9 protein-coding genes, 2 tRNA genes and 3 pseudogenes are annotated in these 17,975 nt (G+C 72.5%); 5 read left to right on the top strand and 9 right to left on the bottom strand.

What is annotated here, in order from left to right:
* Positions 1 to 63 precede the first annotated feature (63 nt).
* Positions 64 to 774, top strand: a complete 711-nt coding sequence (locus tag ABEB13_RS15950) for a uracil-DNA glycosylase (protein ID WP_345706044.1) — start codon at positions 64 to 66, stop codon at positions 772 to 774.
* 591 nt (positions 775 to 1,365) lie between these two features.
* Here ABEB13_RS15950 and ABEB13_RS15945 read toward each other — a convergent pair.
* Positions 1,366 to 2,629, bottom strand: a pseudogene (locus ABEB13_RS15945) (polysaccharide deacetylase family protein).
* Positions 2,630 to 3,080: 451 nt separating this feature from the next.
* A complete protein-coding gene (locus ABEB13_RS15940; RefSeq protein WP_345706043.1) occupies positions 3,081 to 3,638 on the bottom strand; it encodes a DedA family protein in 558 nt (185 codons plus the stop codon).
* Between the two features lie 746 nt (positions 3,639 to 4,384).
* Here ABEB13_RS15940 and ABEB13_RS15935 point away from each other — a divergent pair.
* Positions 4,385 to 5,562: pseudogene (locus ABEB13_RS15935) on the top strand (LLM class flavin-dependent oxidoreductase).
* Here ABEB13_RS15935 and ABEB13_RS15930 read toward each other — a convergent pair.
* A pseudogene (locus tag ABEB13_RS15930) lies at positions 5,549 to 7,695 on the bottom strand (putative bifunctional diguanylate cyclase/phosphodiesterase). The pseudogenes ABEB13_RS15935 and ABEB13_RS15930 overlap by 14 nt on opposite strands.
* Positions 7,696 to 8,189: 494 nt before the next feature.
* Positions 8,190 to 8,615: an OsmC family protein gene (locus tag ABEB13_RS15925; RefSeq protein WP_345706042.1), complete on the bottom strand. Its 426-nt coding sequence runs from the start codon at positions 8,613 to 8,615 to the stop codon at positions 8,190 to 8,192.
* Between the two features lie 441 nt (positions 8,616 to 9,056).
* Between ABEB13_RS15925 and ABEB13_RS15920 the strand changes: the two genes are divergently transcribed.
* A complete protein-coding gene (locus ABEB13_RS15920; protein ID WP_198524096.1) occupies positions 9,057 to 9,392 on the top strand; it encodes a chorismate mutase in 336 nt (111 codons plus the stop codon).
* Positions 9,393 to 9,819: 427 nt separating this feature from the next.
* Positions 9,820 to 10,428, top strand: coding sequence for a signal peptidase I (gene lepB / locus ABEB13_RS15915; protein WP_345709688.1), 609 nt, complete (start codon positions 9,820 to 9,822; stop codon positions 10,426 to 10,428).
* A 97-nt stretch (positions 10,429 to 10,525) separates the two neighbouring features.
* Here the strand turns inward: lepB and ABEB13_RS15910 are convergent, their stop codons facing one another.
* Entirely contained in the window at positions 10,526 to 11,566 is a 1,041-nt protein-coding gene (locus ABEB13_RS15910; protein ID WP_345706041.1) for an EamA family transporter, read from the bottom strand.
* 336 nt (positions 11,567 to 11,902) lie between these two features.
* Complete coding sequence (locus ABEB13_RS15905) at positions 11,903 to 14,185, bottom strand: transglycosylase domain-containing protein (RefSeq protein ID WP_345706040.1); 2,283 nt, start codon at positions 14,183 to 14,185, stop codon at positions 11,903 to 11,905.
* Between the two features lie 377 nt (positions 14,186 to 14,562).
* Between ABEB13_RS15905 and ABEB13_RS15900 the strand changes: the two genes are divergently transcribed.
* The gene (locus tag ABEB13_RS15900) at positions 14,563 to 15,387 is read left to right on the top strand and encodes an ATP-grasp domain-containing protein (protein ID WP_345706039.1); all 825 of its coding nucleotides are present in this window, start codon (positions 14,563 to 14,565) and stop codon (positions 15,385 to 15,387) included.
* A 77-nt stretch (positions 15,388 to 15,464) separates the two neighbouring features.
* Here the strand turns inward: ABEB13_RS15900 and ABEB13_RS15895 are convergent.
* From ABEB13_RS15895 to ABEB13_RS15885, 3 genes are all read right to left on the bottom strand, one after another.
* Positions 15,465 to 15,538: transfer RNA gene (locus ABEB13_RS15895), tRNA-Lys, on the bottom strand.
* Positions 15,539 to 15,661: 123 nt separating this feature from the next.
* Positions 15,662 to 15,735: transfer RNA gene (locus ABEB13_RS15890), tRNA-Lys, on the bottom strand.
* Positions 15,736 to 15,857: 122 nt separating this feature from the next.
* Positions 15,858 to 17,948, bottom strand: a complete 2,091-nt coding sequence (locus tag ABEB13_RS15885) for a dipeptide ABC transporter ATP-binding protein (RefSeq protein WP_345709687.1) — start codon at positions 17,946 to 17,948, stop codon at positions 15,858 to 15,860.
* Positions 17,949 to 17,975 lie beyond the last annotated feature (27 nt).

Here is a 17,975-nt window from a genome sequence, read left to right as displayed (position 1 = left end):
TTGGAAGTCATAGGTCGGAGGCGGCCGCTGCGCGGTGCGGCGCGGCCGGTGGGAGGTTTTGTCGTGACGGATCTGGCTGAGACGGCCGCGGGCGCCGGTATCGAACTGCCCGAGAGCTGGCAGGAGGTGCTGGCGGACGAGGCAGGCAAGCCGTACTTCGCCGAACTGGCCGCCTTCCTGGCGGGCGAGCGGGCCGAGCACCAGGTGTTCCCGCCGGCCGGCCAGGAGTTCTCCGCGCTGGCGGCGACGCCGTACGACAAGGTCCGCGTCCTCGTCCTCGGCCAGGACCCGTACCACGACGACGGCCAGGCGCACGGCATGAGCTTCTCCGTGCTGCCCGGCACCAAGACGCCGCCGTCGCTGCGCAACATCTTCAAGGAGCTGGACGCCGACCTCGGCATCCCCGCCCCGGACAACGGCTACCTGATGCACTGGGCCGAGCAGGGCGTGCTGCTGCTCAACGCGGTGCTCACCGTCCGCGCCCACGAGGCCAACTCGCACAAGGCGAAGGGCTGGGAGAAGTTCACCGACGCCGTGATCAAGGCGGTCAGCGACCGCGCCGAGCCGGTGGTCTTCGTCCTCTGGGGCAACTACGCCAAGAAGAAGCTCCCCCTCATCGACACCTCGCGCCACGTCGTGGTGCAGGGAGCACACCCGTCGCCGCTCTCCGCGAAGCTGTTCTTCGGCAGCCGGCCGTTCTCGCAGATCAACAGCGCTCTTGAGGAGTTCGGCACCGAGGCGATCGACTGGCGGATCCCGAACCTGAAGGCGTAGTCGTCGGGCGCGGGACAGGGGCGGGCGCCGCCTCCGTCCCGACCGCGCCGACGGACGAACATCACCGGCCGGTGCGGCTGCCCTCTGCGGTGGCCGCGCCGGCCGGTGATGCCGTTCCGAGCCGGTGTGACAGAGGGGTGGTGCACGTCGTGGAGGCCAACCACGGATCCGGCGACGACTCCCCGCCGCGTACCGGTACTCCTGGGTGCCCGAGGCGATCCGCCAGGACGGCCGCGAGGCACTCCTGGACGTGGACGTGGACGTGGACGCGGCGACGGCCGTCAACCGACTGCCCTGTCCGGCTGAACTGCTGTGGGCGGAGCGCGGCCTTCTCGACGAGCCGCAGGGCATGTGCGACGCGGACCGGCCCGCACGGGCGGCTCTGGACGAGTCCCGCGTGCGGACCGAGCGGGTACCCGACACGAACCACTACTCGATCATCGGCACAGCGGTGGGCGCTTCCGTCGTTGCAGCACGACTCCTCGCTCCCATCGGCGGCCGACGACGCACCTCCCCCAACCGGCCTGACACGGCGTCGGGTGAGGGAGGGCGGAGTTGGTGGTCGCCCGCCGAGCGGCCGCGCTCCGGTGGTCAGCCGGCGGTGCCGAGGAACGTCTCCCAGCCGCCGGACGGTGCCTTGCCCACACCCAGCGTCCTGAGCTTGCGCAGCGTCGACTGGTCCTGCACCTCCAGCCACTCCACCAGCTGCCGGAAGGACACGAGACGCACGTCGGGCTTCCCGGCGATCGTCTTCAGCGTCTCCTCGACGGCGTCCATGTAGATACCGCCGTTCCACTGCTCGAAGTGGTTGCCGATGAAGAAAGGCGCGCGGTTCGTGGTGTACGCCCGGTTGAAGCCGGCGAGGTAGGCGTCGCGGGCCTGGTCGCGCCACTCGCCGTACTTGGCAGGATCACCCTTGGTGGTGCCGTGGGACTGGTTGGCGAGGATGTTGTAGTCCATCGACAGCACCTGGAAGCTGTGGCCGGGGAACGGGATCCCCTGTAGGGGAAGTCCCAGATCTTCCCGTCCTGGACCTTCTGCGGCCATATCTGGATGCCGCCCGGCGAACTCGCGTCGTACTTCCAGCCGAGCTTGGCGGCGGTCGGCAGCAGCGCCTTCTGGCCCTCCAGGCAAGGAGTGCGGCCGCCGATGAGCTCCTTCTTGTAGTCGAAGGGCAGCGGGTCGACGTCCGTGAAACCGGTGTTGGTCCGCCACTGCGTCACGAACGAGACGGCCTGCTGGATCTCGCTCTCCCAGTCCTCCGGCGACCACTTGTTGACACCGTTGCCGTCACTCCGGGTCGAGCAGAAGTGACCGTTGAAGTGGGTGCCGATCTCGTGGCCGGCCAGCCAGGCCTGGCTGATGAGCTTGATCGTGTTGCGGACGGCTCCCGAGGACAGGAAGGGGATGTCCGACGCGCCCACGGAGTGCCGCGGGGGTGGTAGAGGCCCGACTTCTCCTTGGGCAGGGTGTAGATGCCGGAGAGGAAGAAGGTCATCGAGGCCTTGTACTGCTCCGCGAGCTTGAGGAACCGGCTGAACTGGCCGTCATCGGTCGCTCCGGCGCCGTCCCACGAGAACACGACGAACTGGGGAGGCTGCTCACCCGGCTTGAGCTTCTCCGGCTTGGGCTGGTTGGGCTGACTCCCCGTGTCGGAGTTCGAACCGTCGCCCAGCGGAGTCCCCTGTACAGGCTTGCCCGTACCAGCGGGAGTCCCCGTGCCGCCGTTGCCGCTGCCCGGACCACCGCCCGAGTCCCGCGACGTGGAACCGTTGCTGGAGCAAGCGGCGACGGCCCCCAGTGCCGCGGTGGCTGCACCGGCACTCAGCACAGCCCTGCGAGAGATGCTGCTCATGGTCTCCCCTACCAGTGGTGTCCGCGCGCTCGTGGCTCGCAGCGGCTCCTCGGCGACACCCGCTGCGGCGCCGACAAATTCGGACAATTGATCTGTTTCGCTGCCCAAGGATGTCACGCGCGCGCCGTGGTCGTGCAACGCCGTACCCACCCGGTAGCCACCACGCCATCCACATGGCTGCGGCTCCCTCACCTGGCGCTCTGTTGCTGTCCTGAGACAGAGTCCTGCTGCAGCCGACCGTTCCGAGGGCATCGAATGAGACCGAAAACACAGCCCTGACAGGTCCGTCCGGGCGGTCCTCCGGCGCGCCCCGCGCTGTGACCTCAACTGTTGCGGTGGCGAACCGTCAGCTCTCCGACCGGGGCGGTCGGCATGAGCGGGTCATCCGTCCGCTACGTCGCCCGTTCCCGGAAATCCCCCGCGCCGCGGATTCCGGCGGCCGGATCCGATCTCAGGCCGCGACGAGGGCGCGCCGCCGGCGCCGCACCAGGCGGGCGACCGTGGTGCTGATCAAGCTGGCGGCGGCGCACGAGACGGCCATGCTCAGCCAGGCGGTGTTGAACCAGTGGCTGTTCAGCCAGCCCAGGCTGACGATGTAGGACGCCCATACGACGGCGGCCAGGGCCGACCAGCGGAGGAAGACGCGAGGTGCGGCGGGGGAGTGGCCGACAGCCAGATCGAGGATGGTGCGCCCCGCCGGGACGAACCTGGCGATGATCACGATGAACGCTGCTGTCCTGGTCGTTCGTTGGGCCAGGCTCTCCTGCAGACGCTCCACGCTGGCGGCGAGTTCCGGCCGCCGCGCAAGCCTGCGGTGCAGGGCGGGTGCGCCCTTGCGGGCCAGTCGCAGCAGGATGAGATCGCCGAGAAAGGAGGCGATGGCGACGCCGAGCGCGAGCAGGACGGGCGCTCCGTCCATGTCGGACGTCCGGAGGACGGCAAGGATCACCAGGGTGCCACTGGGCAGAAACGGCAGGAAGGCGTCACCGAGCACGGCACACAGCGCCAAGGCGCAGATCCATGACGGGCCCAACACCGCTGCGGCGTCCAAGGTGGTACTCCCTCCAGACCGCCCAGGAGAGAGCAGTGCTGCGGGGAGTAACGCTAGCGACTCGACCTTTCATGCCGTGAAGCACCCCCCTTGTGGGCGGCCTCACACGCATCCGCACAGCATCCTTACCTCTGCCCACCCGCCTCTGCTCGTCCGCGCCGGGTCGTCGCCGGGGCGAGCCGGCTCGGAGCCCAGCCGGGAGAGCCGGGGTTCGCGCCCCGGCCCCGCCGAGGGCGGCGCGTGGCGCCGTGGCGCCGGAAATGCGGCGAGCCCCCGAAGCGGGGTGCCGCTTCAGGGGCTCGCACAGGTCACACGGGGCTGGTCCAGCTCGGTGGCCTTCGTCGTGAGCGCGGCCGACTGCTCCGCACTGATCAGTAACTTTGCCCGATGCGTGAATCTGACGCGACCTCAGGGCGTGGCGAACCTCGGCGCTGGCATGAAGTCGCCAGCACGGGGCGGATCGGGTGCCCCGGCTTCCCCGGCAGACCGGAAGAGCGGCCAGCAGGGCAGGGCAGGACAGGCCGTGCATCGAGGGCCTCCGGCCCAGCCCGTGTCCGGGAGGACGATGCCGGCTGGTGGACCAGGGAGGGAACCCGCAGGTCCCGCCCGGGAACACACAGGTTCGTCCACGGGTTGTCGTTCGACGGTTGGGGCCGGTCCAGCGTGAGCAGGCCCGTGCCCAGGTGATCAGGAGGACGGACGACATGACCAGCCAGGACCAGCGGACCGGCGACGCGGAGGACGGCGCGACCGGCACCGGCGTTACGAGTAACCCTGGCGCGGGAGCCGACGTCACGGGAGACGACGGTACGAGTACCCGGGGCACCGCAGCCGGGGCACGGGACGATGTCCGCGGCCGGATCAGCGGGACGGCCCCGGCCCCGCTGTCCATCCTCGACCTGGCCACCGTGGGGAATGGATACACCCCGGGTGAGGCGCTTGCGGCGACCACGGAGCTCGCGCGAGGGGCCGAGGCCTGGGGCTACCACCGCTTCTGGGTCGCTGAGCACCACGGCATGCCCGGCGTGGCCAGCTCCAATCCGGCCGTCCTGCTGGCACATCTCGGAGCCAACACCCGTACCCTCCGGCTCGGTTCCGGTGGCGTCATGCTGCCCAACCATGCCCCGTTGGCGATCGCCGAGCAGTTCGGGCTGCTCGAAGCGCTCCATCCCGGGCGGATCGACCTCGGCCTCGGGCGGGCACCGGGCACGGACCAGGCGACAGCCCGCGCCCTGCGGCGCGGGCTGGCCGACGGTGCCGACGACTTCCCGCAGCAGTTGGCCGAGCTCACGCACTTCCTGGACGGCGATTTCCCGGACGGGCACCCCTATGCCCGCCTGCGCGCCGTTCCGCAGGGGGAGAGCCGGCCGCCGATCTGGCTGCTCGGCTCGTCGGGCTTCAGCGCGCGCCTGGCGGGCAGTCTGGGTCTGCCCTTTGCGTTCGCACACCACTTCAGCGCGGCGAACACCGTTCCGGCCCTTGATCTCTACCGTTCGTCGTTCCGCCCGTCGGCGGTCCTGGACGCTCCGTATGCGCTGATCGGGGTCAGCGCGGTGGCCGCGGACGGCGAGCCGGAGGCGCTGCGGCTGGCCCGCTCCGCCGGGCTGGCCATGCTCCGGCTGCGTCAGGGGAGGCCCGGGCCGATCCCCACCCCGGAGGAGGCCGCCGTGCATCCGTACACAGCGGTCGAGGCGGACTTCCTCGAATCCTGGCTGGGGAACGTGGTGCTCGGATCCCCGGGCAGGTCGCCGACGGTTTGGAGGCGTTGCGCAAGCGCGTGGGTGCCGACGAGCTGATGGTGACCTCCCACATCCACGGGCACGAGGCACGTCAGCGCTCGTACCGGCTGATCGCCGAGGCGTACGGACTCACCGGTCGCTGAGGCGGGCCGCCGGGCCGGTGACCGGTCGGCCGTCTGCCGTTCCGTCGGTGCGTGAGCGGCCTTCGCGCAGCATCGCGGACACGCGGTCGGCGTCGCCGGGGCGGGCGAAGTACCAGCCTTGTGCGGTGTCGCAGCCGGTCAGACGCAGCCTTTCTGCCTGGGCCTCGTTCTCGATGCCTTCGGCCGTCACGCTGAGCCCGAGGGCATGGGCGAGCCGGACCATTGCGCCGACAATCTGCTCGTCCGCGTCGGTCCGGCGGCCCGCACCGGAGGCCACCACCGGAGCGGCGGGGCTGGAGGCGATGGTCGCCGGTCCCGTTGTCACCGGTCCCGTGGTCGTCGGTCCGGCCGGGTCGCGGAAGCTCTCGATGAAGCTCCCGTCGAGTTTGAGCACGTGGACGGGCAGCCGCGAGAGATAGGAGAGGTTCGAGTAGCCGGTGCCGAAGTCGTCGATGGCGATCCGGATACCCATGTCAGCGAGGGCCTGCAAGGCCTGCAGCGGCCGTCCGCCCGGGCCCAGGAGGGCGCTCTCGGTGATCTCCAGCTGGAGCAGGCGGGCCGGCAGCCCCGTGCGGTCGAGGACATCGGCGACGTCGGCCACGACGTCGGAGTCCCAGATCTGTCTGGCCGCCAGGTTGACGCTGATGAACATCTCCAGGTCGGGGAATTCCGCCAGCCACTGGCGGGCCTGACGGCACGACTCCTCCAGGACCCACTTCCCGAGAGGAACGATCGCGCCGGACTCCTCCGCAAGCGGGATGAAGCGGTCCGGGGAGAGCGTTCCGTACCGGGGTGTCGCCAGCGGACGAGGGCCTCCGCGCCGTGGACCAGCCCGTCGGCAAGGCCCACCAGGGGCTGGTACTCGACCGCGAACTCGCCGCGTTCCAGGGCCGGCCGGAGTGCCGTCGCCAACCTCTGGGTGGTGAGCTGGTGGGCTCCGCGCGCCGGGTCGTACAGCGTCCAGCGGGCCCGCCCGTCGGCCTTGGACCAGTACAGGGTCGAGTCGGCGTCCTTGAGCAGGTCGGTGGGCGAGGTGCCGCCGACCGGGCGCTCGACGACCCCCACGGAGGCGGTGACGACGAGGTGGTGCCCGCCGGCCTCGAAGGGGCGCTCCAGCGACTCGACCAGTCGGGCGGCGAGCGAAGTCAGCTGGTCGGCGCCCTGGCTGCCCGTCACGAGCACGGCGAACTCGTCGCCGCCCAGCCGTGCCACCAGCCTGTCCTCGTCCTGGCCGAAGTCCTTCTCCAACCTCGCTGCCACGGCGACCAGTAGCTGGTCGCCGACGTGGTGGCCGAGGGTCTCGTTGATCGCGGCGAAGCTGTCCAGGTCCAGGTAGCAGAGTCCGATCCGGTCCCCACCCCGGCCCCGGTCTCCGCCGGACTCCGAGCCGACGCCGGAGTCCGGGCCTCCGGCAGAGCCAGCGCCCCGGGCGGAGCCGTCGAGGCGCTCCGTCCCGTCCGAGGGTCCGTCCTGCCGGTCGCGGTCGCTCCGGTCGTCCGCGGTTGCGGCAGCGCCGGTACGTCCGGCGTCGGCCATCCCTCCGGCGCCCAGGAACGCGGCCTCCAGGCGTTCGAAGAAGAGCGTCCGGTTCGGCAGGCGGGTGAGCGGGTCGTGCAGCGACTGGTAGGCGAGGCGGTCACCCAGCATCCGCCGCTCGGTGACGTCCTCGACCACCGCGAGGGTGGACAGCGGATTGCCCGCGCTGTCGCGGACCAGGGAGACGGTCACCTTGCTCCACACCGAGCGTCCGGTTCGGTGCCTCAGCCGCCGCTCCAGGATCAGCCGATCGTGCGCACCGTCGGCGAGCTCCTTGAAGAGGTGCTGCGGGGCGTCCTCCGAGTCGATGAGCTCGTGCACGTGCAGGTCGCCCAGCTCGTCGGCACTGCGTCCGAGCATGGCCGCCAGGGCCGGGTTGGCCTCGATGATCCGGTCGTCGGTGCCGATCAGCGCCATGCCGACACCCGCGTCCGCGAACGCCGCGCGGAACCGGGATTCGCTGGCCGCGAGGGCCGCCAGGAGCTGTTCGGTGCCCCCGCCGATCGGGGTCGCGCAGGTCGGGCAGACGAGCGGTGAGTCGCCGCCCGGTGTCGCGCCGCCGCGGAGGAGCCGGATGTGGACGGGATCGGCGAGCAGCTGCTCCGGCCGACGGCCCCCGCCGTTCGGCACGTCCGGAGAGGACTGCGGCGGCGCGTGCACCATGTCCGGACGGCTCAGCCGTTCATGGGGAAAGTCCTCGTGCCGCACGCCCAGGCGGTGTGCGTCGACACCCTCGTTCCGGCCCGGCACGGCATGCTCCCGTCCGCTGCTCACGCTGATCCGGACGGTTGCCCGTACGGCGGTGCTCCACGTCCTCGCCCGGTCGTCGTCGCACGACAGGCCCAGCGGCACCCGGGAGGGAATCCCGGGGTCGGACCACCGCCGCCGATCATAGGCCGGAGGCGACCGGAAGGACGACCGCCGCCAGGGTGATTCGTCAGGTTTCTGTGAGAGCAGGGTGATTCACGTGGTCTCACGCCGTCTCATGCCCGCGCACGCGGCCCCCACGACGGCGCCCCCGGTGACCCGTCGTGAGACGGGGCCGAGGGCGACCGGTGTGCTGACCGCGTGCGGTGCGGCAGTGGAGCGGCTCAGGCCAGCTTGGCCGTGAGGGTGATGGTGGTGCCGGTCAGGGCCTGGCTGACCGGGCAGTTCGCCTTGGCGTCCTCGGCCGCCTTGGTGAAGCCCGCGTCGTCGAGACCGGGGACCTCGCCGGTCACGGTGAGGTGGATGCCGGTGATGCCCTTGCCGGGCTGGAAGGTCACGTCCGCCTGGGTGTCCAGCTTGGTGGGCGGCGTGCCCGCGCCGGCGAGGCCGTTCGAGAGCGCCATCGAGAAGCAGGCGGAGTGCGCCGCGGCGATGAGCTCCTCGGGGCTGGTCTTCCCGTTGGGCTCCTCCGACCGGGCCGGCCACGAGACCGGGTACTCGCCGATTCCGGAGGAGGCGAACGTCACCACGCCCTTGCCGTTGAGCAGGTTGCCTTCCCAGGCCGTGCGAGCGGTACGGGTGGTTGCCACGATCAGGTACCTCCTGTGCTGGGGGAACTGCTGGGTCGTCACGTCCGGTGGTGCTGGGACCAGCCTACGGGCCGATTGTCCGCCGGATGGGCGGTCCGCCGGGACCCGCCACGCCGCCGTGCCGGGCTCACGGCACCGGGACGGCAGGGCCCGGAGCGGCCGAAGGCGGAGGGCACCGGGACAAGGTGCTGGCCAAGATGCTGGAACAGGGCACCAGGACAGGGCACCAGAACGGGGCGCGGGTCTGTGGGCAGGGACGGGGCGGAGGGCGGGGTGGGGGAGCGGGCGGGCGCACCGGGAGCCGGCCACTGTCCGGATCGTGGACGCTCGCTCCAAATCGCGGGAGTCCTCGGTGCGGCCCCTGTTAGATTTGCCGAGGCCCGAGCCGGTTACCGCACTGCCCGGGCGTGTCCAGCCGAGCAAGCCCCGGAGCGATCCCCGATGACCGATCAGCACACGAACTCCGCCGCCGCAGCGATGGAGGGGATCGACGAGACGGTGCGCGCCGAGCTGACCAGCCTGCGCGAGAGCATCGACAACATCGATGCGGCAGTCGTCCACATGCTGGCCGAGCGCTTCAAGGCCACCCAGCGGGTCGGCCGGCTGAAGGCCGAGCACAAGCTCCCTCCCGCCGACCCGACCAGGGAGCGCGAGCAGATCGCACGGCTGCGTGAGCTTGCCGCCGGCGCCCACCTGGACCCGGTCTTCGCCGAGAAGTTCCTGAACTTCATCATCGCCGAGGTGATCAGGCACCACGAGGCGATCGCCCGCGCCTGACCCGTCCCGGACCGGGCCCGCCCCGGGCCTGACCCGTCCCGTCCCGGACCGGATCGGTTTCGCCGAGGGCCGGGCTCGCGCTAGCGTGCAGATCTCCTACCGACCGGTCGATCCGACCTCCGATCGGCTCCGTTCCTCCCGGTAGCAGGGTTCGCGGACCGCCGGGGCACGGAGAGGTGGCACTTCAGATGACCAGGCACGACGGCCTTCCGGGCCCCGGACTCCCGCTGCCCGCACACCCCCGGGCCACGACCCCGGCGCGGCAGGTGCGGTCGCCGGCGCGACTCCGGGTACGGGTTCGGCTGCCGGTGCGGCTGACGACGTCGCGTCCGCGATTGTCCCCGGGCCCCGGCGTGCGCGAGGTGCCCGCGGGCGCGCGAACGTCCGGGCGCGCCGCCGTTGGCCGTGGTGGGTGGAACTGCCGGTGATGGCCGCCGTCGGGCTGGTGATGGCGCTGGTGATCAAGACCTGTCTGTTCCAGGTGTTCACCATCCCGTCGGGCTCCATGGAGAACACGCTGCGCATCCACGACCGGGTGGCGGTGAACAAACTCGCCGTCCTGAGCGGCTGGCACCCGCAGCCCGGCGAGCCGGTGGTCTTCCGCGACCCGGGCGGCTGGCTGCCGCCGGAGGCGCAGACGGCGAGCGCGTTGCCGGGAGCCGTGGAGGCGGTGATGAGCTTCGTCGGCCTGGCGCCTCCGCAGGGCGCCGGCTACCTGGTGAAGCGGGTCGTCGCGACCGGCGGCCAGACGGTGCGGTGCAGCGGGACGGTGCTGACGGTGGACGGGCGGCCGGTCTCCGAGCCCTACCTCCACCCCGGCGACGACTCCTGCGCGGGCCTCGACTTCGGCCCCGTGGTCGTGCCTCAGGGTTACCTCTGGGTGGAGGGCGACCACCGCAGCGACTCGGCCGACTCCCGCTACCACCGGAGCGGCCCCGGCGGCGGGGCCGTGCCGGTGGCGGACGTCGTCGGACCGGCCGTCGCGGTCGTCTGGCCGCTCGGCCACGTCGGATGGTTCGGCTGGTCCGGCCGCTGACCGGACCGTCGGTCCCGCGCTCCCCGGCCGGAAGCTCCGAACGGAATGGGCGGGCGCCGGGACGGAAGCCCCCGGAGGCGGCGGACCGCCGTCCCGCTCAGGCCTCCGGCACGGTCCGCATACCGGCGCCGGCCGGTTCCGCACGAACGGACGCCTCGACGGACGCCTCGACGGACGGATCCGCCGGCGCCACGTCCGTGAGCGCGCGCTTCCGGGCCGGCTTGCTGGACTGGGCGGCGAAGGCACCTGCCAGCACCAGCAGGCCGCCGATCAGCTGCGGAGTGCCGAGGTGCTCCCCGAGCAGCACCCAGGCCAGCACGGTGGCGACCACGGCCTCCAGGTTGGCGACCACGCCCGCCACCGGCGGGGACAGGTACTGCACGGAGACGACACCGGTGAGGTACGCGAGCACCGTCGCCACCAGGACCATCCAGGCCGCCGGCAGCAGGGCGGGCAGGCTGTGGCCGTTCATGGTCACCGCACCGCCGAGCACGCTCCAGTCGGCCTCCCACGGCCGGGTGAAGGCCGTCAGTACGACGGCACCGACGATCAGGCCGTAGGCGCTGACCGCGATCGGGTCCACCGGGCGCTCGCCACGCCGGCCCGCGTCGGCGAGGACGAAGTAGCCGACCTGGCAGACGGCGGCGCCCAGCCCGAAGAGGACCCCGAGCGTGTCGAAGGCGAGCCCGTTCCACACCTCGACCACGCAGGCCAGGCCGGTGACGGCCACCGCCGCGCCGATCGCCGCACCGCGTGACACCGGACGCCGCTGGACGAACTTGACGTAGCCGAGCAGCAGCGGCGGCCCGAGGTATTCGATCAGCAGGGCGACGCCGACCGGAATCCGGGAGATCGAGGCGAAGTAGCACGCCTGCACACCGGCGACGGCGAGCAGGCCGAAGCCGAGGAGCAGGCCGGGCCGCTGCCGTACGGCGTCCCGGTGGCGGTAGGCCAGCGGGAGCAGGACCAGGGCGGAGCCGGTCACGCGGAGCCATACGACGTGGAGGGGCGAGAGACCGGCCTCGATCAGCGGCTTGGCCGCGGTGCCGGAACCGCCGAAGGCGAAGGCGGAGACGAGGGCCAGCGTGAGTCCGAGGGAGCCTGCGGCACGAGTGGGGGAGGAGGTGGAGCTGCGCACCGGGGCATTGTGCCAGTTCGCAGGCGTACTCGGTAAGGTGCCATCTCGCTCTATGGTCCTCACACTCCTTGCGGGGCCCCGGGGCCCCGGGGCCCCGTCGCCCCCACGCCGCCCACTGACATCCCGGCCTGGCGGCAGAGCGACTTGCTCGGTCACCGAGCTGCCTGGCCACCGACCTTTCCGATCACAGAACAGCCCGGTCACCGACCTGTCCGGCCACCGAGCTATCCGACCGCAGAGCCACCTCGTCACCGACCTGCGCGGCGGCCGACCTACTCGACCACCGACCCGTCCGGCCACCGAGCTACCCGGCCACGGGCCTGTCCGGTCACCGACCTAGCCGGCCGCGGGTGCCCGGTTCGCCCCGTCCGACGTCCCGCCGGACCCGGACCCACCCCCGGTGCCGCCTGTACCGCCGCCGCTCCCGCTCCCGCTGCCCGTACCGCCGAGGAGCCCGCCGCCGGTGCTCCCGGTGCCACCGCCCCCACCGCCGGATCCACCCGTACTGCCGGTGCCGCCACCGCTCCCGCTGCCGCCGGTCCCGTTCGTCCCGCCGGTCGCACCGGCACCGGCCCCCGAGGTGGCGCCCCCGGCTGCACCGGGTCGGCCGTCGGGCTGCGCGGCGTCGGCACCGTCGCTCGGCGCCGAACCGGGGGCCGTCGAGGGCGCGGTCGACGGCGCGTCCGTCGGGCTGCTCGTCGGCGCCGGGTCGGCCGGCTGGGTACGGGCCTGCTTGGGTGCGGTGAAGGCGCTGACCGGCCGCCCGGCGAGGGCGGACTTCATGTAGGCCGTCCAGATCTGCGTGGGGTAGCGCCCGCCGGCTGCGGAGCCGGTGCCGCCGACGCCGTCCAGGGTGACCTGTGCGCCGGAGGCCGGGTCCTGGCCGAACAGGCCGACCGCGGTGACCAGCTCCGGCGTGTAGCCGACGAACCAGACGGACCGGGAGTTGTCGGTGGTGCCGGTCTTGCCTGCGACCGGGCGGTTCAGGGCCTGGGCGCGGTAGCCGGTGCCGCCCGCGTCGGAGACGACTCCCTGCAGGATCGCGGTGGTGGCCCGGGCCGCCTCGGTGCTGACGGCCTGGGTGGCGGGGTGCGCGGGCAGCGGCACCTGCTCGCCCTCGGCCTGCACCGACTTCACCAGCCACGGCGTGATGTGCTTGCCGTCGTTGTCGAGCGCCGCGTACACCCCGGCCATCTGGAGCACGCTCGGTGTGGCCGCGCCCAGCGGGATCGACGGGATGGCCGCCAGCCCGGGGGTGTCGGCGGGCAGTCCGAGCGCGACGGCGGTCTTCCGGACGGTCTCCAGCCCGGTGTCCTGGGCCAGCTGGGCATAGACGGAGTTCACCGACCAGTCGGTGGCCTGCTGCAGGGTGATCTGCCCGTAGTCGTTGCCGCCCTCGTTCGGCGGGGCGTAGGGCACGCCGGTGCCGCCCCGGACCGGACGCCCGCTGGTGCCGTCGTACACGGTGTCCGCGGTGATCTGCCGCCCGGACTGGGTGGTTGCCCGGCTGTTCAGGGCAGCGGCCAGGGCGATCGCCTTGAACGTGGAGCCGGCCTGGTAGTCCTGCCGGGTCGCGTTGTCGATCCAGTGCCGGGTGGCGTCGCTGCCGCCGTAGAGGGCGACGACCTCGCCGGTCTTCGGATCGACGGAGACCGCGCCGGCCTGGGCGGCGGCGTCCTTCTTCCGCTTGGCCGGGTCGAGGTTGTCGGTGAGCTGGGTGCGGACGGCGTCCTGGAGCTGCCGCTGGCGCGTCGGGTCGACGGTGAGCGTGATCGTGTAGCCGCCCTGGGCGAGCTGGGCGTCGCTGAGGACGTGCTGCGAGGTGAGGTAATCGGTGGCGGCGGCGACCAGGTAGCCGGCCTGGCCGGACAGCCCCGGGGCGCTCTTGGGCTGCTGGACGTCGGGGAAGGCGGTGGAGGCGCGGTCGGCCGCGGAGAGCCACTTCTGCTGGACCATGCCGTCCAGCACGTAGTTCCACCGGTTGACGGCGTTCTGCTTGCCCTGCGGCGTCGCGGTCGAGACGTCGTACGCGCTCGGCGCGTTGAGCAGCGCGGCGAGGTAGGCGCCCTGGGCCGCGTTCAGCCGGTCCGCGTCGATGCCGAAGTAGGCCTGGGCGGCGGCCTCGATGCCGTAGGCACCGCGGCCGTAGTAGGAGGTGTTCAGATACCCGGCGAGGACGTCGTCCTTGCTCTCCGTCGCGTCCACCTTGATCGCGATGAACAACTCCTTCACCTTGCGGGTGACGGACTGCTTCTGGCTGAGGTAGGTGTTCTTGACGTACTGCTGGGTGATCGTCGAGCCGCCCTGGGTGCTCTTGCCGGTGGCGGTGTTGAATGCCGCGCGGGCCAGGCCCTGCGGGTTGACCGCGCCCTCGTGGTAGAAGTTCCGGTCCTCGGCCGCCAGTGCGGCGTGCTGCGCCGCGGGCGAGATCTTGTCCAGCGGGACGATCTGACGGTTGGTCTGGCCGGTCCGGGCGATCAGCGTGCCGTCCTGGTAGCGCCAGGTGTTGCTCTGTGCGATCGCGGCGGCGTGCGCGTCGGGCACCTTGACCATCGTCAGGCCCGCGGCGAACAGCCCGGCGGTGAGCACGATCACGGCCACCGATCCCACCAGGGTCATCCGCCAGGTCGGCAGCAGCCGCCGCCATCCGGTGCGTCGGCGCGCCGCGGAACGGCCGGTGGCCGGCGGGGAGTGTGCGGGCCGGTCTGCTGCGGAGTACGGGGCACCGGAAGACCCTTCCTGCGAGCCCCGTAACGGTTGCTCACGCGTTGGACGGCATGGACCGTCCCACCCTGCCTGATCGACTTGTCAGATGTTAGGGACTTATGTCCCATATTTCCCTACCGCTCCTTTACGTCCTCACCACCGCAACACGGGCTGCCCCCGCAGGCGCCAGCTCGGACCACCTCCGCAGGCCGCCCCCGCGGGCCGCCCCGGCGCTTACGCCCCCGACCCGTCCGCGGGTAGGGTGCCCGGACCGCAGCACGAGGAGCACCATGGCCCGCCCGAGCATCCTGTACGTGACCGACCTCACCTATCCGGCCCGCGGCCGGCGTTACGGCGACGAGGACGTCCAGCTGTCCGCGGCGCTGCGCACCGACTTCGCCATCGCCCTCTGCCACCCGCTGGATGCGGTCGGCCTGATGGACTCCTTCGACGGCGTCGTGGTCCGCAACAGCGGCCCGGTCCTGCACTACCAGGAGCAGTACGAGGAGTTCCGGGCCGAGGCGCTGCGGCGCGGCACCCCGGTGTTCAACGAGCTGACCGGCCGTGCGGACATGGCCGGCAAGCAGTACCTGCTCGACCTGTCCGCGGCGGGGCGCCCGGTGATACCGACGGCCGGCCGGCCCGAGGAGCTGCACCGCCTGCCGGCCGCGCCCCAGTACGTGGTCAAGCCCCGCCTCGGCGCCGACTCGATCGGCCTGGAGTTCGTCGGCCCCGAACGGCTCGCCGACGCCTGCGCCACCGGCGACGTGCTCGTCCAGCCGCGCATCGACTTCCGGTACGAGGTGTCCTTCTACTTCGTCGACCGGGAGTTCCACTACGCGCTCCACGCACCCGAACCGGACCGCCGCTGGGAACTCCGGCCCTACCGGCCGAGCCGCGAGGACCTCGCCTTCGCCCAGCTGTTCGTCGACTGGAACACGATCGACCACGGGATCCAGCGGGTCGACGCCTGCCGCACCCCCGAGGGCGACCTGCTCCTCGTCGAACTGGAGGACCTCAACCCGTACCTGTCGCTGGACCTGCTGGAGGACGCGGAACGCGAGTCCTTCACCGCGGCGACGAAGGACTCGCTCGCCCGGCTGCTGCGCCGCTGACCGGCCCGGCCACGGGGTGGCCCGTGGTCGGGGAACGTCGAAGGCCCCCGCTTCCGCGAGGGGCCTTCGACCGTCTGTGCGCCGCCAGGGACTCGAACCCCGGACCCGCTGATTAAGAGTCAGCTGCTCTAACCAACTGAGCTAGCGGCGCCTGCTGACGTGGAAAACAATACACGGTCCGCGGGGGTGCCCGTGCGCGGGTCGGGTGGGGCCACGCGCGAGGCTGGTGGAACGTCGAAGGCCCCCGCTTTCGCGAGGGGCCTTCGACCGTCTGTGCGCCGCCAGGGACTCGAACCCCGGACCCGCTGATTAAGAGTCAGCTGCTCTAACCAACTGAGCTAGCGGCGCCTGCTGACCAGCAGAACATTACACGCCGCCGTGCGGATCGCGGAAATCGTGACCGGCCGGTCACGCAACGCCGGGAAGGCCGGCCCGGTGGTCAGCCCAGGTTGTGGTCGGCCGGGTGCCGGTCAGCCGGGGTGGTGGCAGGCGACCGCCTGGTCCGTGCGGTCCGGGCCGCCGGCCGGGCGGGTGGCCGTGAGCAGCGGCGCCTCCTCCTCGCAGCGGTACCGTTGCCCGGCCGCCAGGCCGGCGTACAGCGGGCAGCGGCCGCGGAAGGCGCAGCCCGCCGGGCGTTCGGTGGGGGAGGGCGGGTCGCCGGCCAGCAGGATCCGGCGGCGGGACCGTTCGGCGGCCGGGTCGGGCAGCGGGACGGCGGACAGCAGGGCCCGGGTGTAGGGGTGGGCGGGCGTTTCGAACACCTCGCGCACCCCGCCCGACTCCACCGTCCGGCCCAGGTACATCACGCTCACCCGGTCGGCCAGGTGCCGGATCACCGAGAGGTCGTGCGAGACGAAGAGGTAGGCGAGGCCGAGGTCCGTCTTCAGCCGCTGCAGCAGGTTGAGGATGCCGGCCTGGACGGACACGTCGAGGGCGGACACCGGCTCGTCGAGGACGAGCAGCCGCGGTTCCACGGCCAGCGCGCGGGCGATCGAGATCCGCTGTCGCTGGCCGCCGGAGAACTCGTGCGGGAACCGGGCGGCGTGGGCGGCCTCCAGCCCGACCTGCCGGAGCAGCTCGGGGACGCGGCGGGCCACTGTTTCGCGGGCGGCCCGCTGGGCGCGCAGGGGCTCGGCCACGATGTCGCCGACCGGCATCCGCGGGTCGAGGCTGGCCATCGGGTCCTGGAAGACGATCTGGAGTTCGGCGCGCAGCCGGTGGGCGGCGGCCCGGTCCAGGGCGGCGGTGTCGTGGCCGAGCACCTCGACGGTGCCGGCCTGGGGCGCGGCCAGGCGCAGCAGTTCGAACAGGGTGGTGGACTTGCCGGAGCCGGACTCGCCGACCAGGCCGAGCGTCTCGCCCTCCCGCAGGTCGAGGTCGACGCCGTCCACCGCGTGGACGTCGCCCGAGTGCCGTCGGAAGACGGAGCCCTTGAGGACGGGGAAGGTCTTCACCAGGCCGCGGACCCGCAGCACGGGGCGCGGTTCGGCGCTGCCCGCGGTCGGGGCGGCGCGCCCGGGGACGGGCGGCACCGGGTACACCTCGTGCGGGGCCGGTCCGCGCTCGGCGAGCTCCGCGGCGCGGACACAGGCGGCGAGGTGCCGGTGGCCGTCCTGCTGCCCCGGGGCGGCCGTCGCCGGGGCAGGGCCGGTGGGCGGGGGTCCGGTGAGCGGGGGTTCCGCCGTCCGGCAGCGCTCCTCGGCGAGCGGGCAGCGCGGTGCGAAACGGCAGCCCGGCAGCGTCTCGCCGGGGGCCGGGGGCCGGCCGGGGATCGGCACCAGCGGGCCGCCGCGTCCGTCCAGCCGGGGCACGGCGCCGATGAGCCCCAGGGTGTAGGGGTGCCGCGGCCGGGCGAACAGGTCGTCGACGGGCGCGGTCTCGACGATCCGGCCCGCGTACATCACGGCGACCCGGTCGGCGGTGCCGGCGATGACGCCGAGGTCGTGGCTGACCAGGACGAGGGCGGCGCCGGTCTCCCGCTGCGCGGTGCGCAGCACGTCCAGGACCTGGGCCTGGATGGTCACGTCCAGGGCCGTGGTGGGTTCGTCGGCGAGCAGGACGTCGGGGTCGTGGGCGACGGCCATGGCGATCATCGCGCGCTGCCGCATGCCGCCGGAGAACTCGTGCGGGAAGCGGTCCAGGGCCCGGTCGGGTGCCGGGATGCCGACCAGGTCGAGGAGGTCGGCGGCGCGGCGACGGGCGGCCGTGCGGCCGAGGTCGCGGCGGTGGATGCGGACGGCCTCGATGATCTGGTCGCCGATCCGGTGGACGGGGGTGAAGGCGGTGAGCGGGTCCTGGAAGACCATGGCGACCTTGCGGCCGCGGATCCGGGCGAGTTCGCGGTCGCGCAGCCCGACGAGTTCCCGGCCGTCGAGCCGGACGGAGCCGCGCACGGTGGCGCCGTCCGGGAGCAGGCCGAGGACGGCCAGCGCGGTGAGCGACTTGCCGGAGCCGGACTCGCCGACGATCCCGAGGGTCTCGCCGCGGTCGAGCCGCAGGTCGATGCCGCGGACGGCGGCGGCGCCGCCGAAGCCGACCTCCAGGCCGCTGACGTCGAGCAGCGGGACGGTGGTGCGGTGCGGGCCGCC

This window comes from Kitasatospora paranensis (genome assembly GCF_039544005.1).
GTDB classification, from domain to species: domain Bacteria; phylum Actinomycetota; class Actinomycetes; order Streptomycetales; family Streptomycetaceae; genus Kitasatospora; species Kitasatospora paranensis.
The sequence above is the reverse complement of the archived record's forward strand: the minus strand, read 5'-3'. Positions and strand labels throughout refer to the sequence as shown.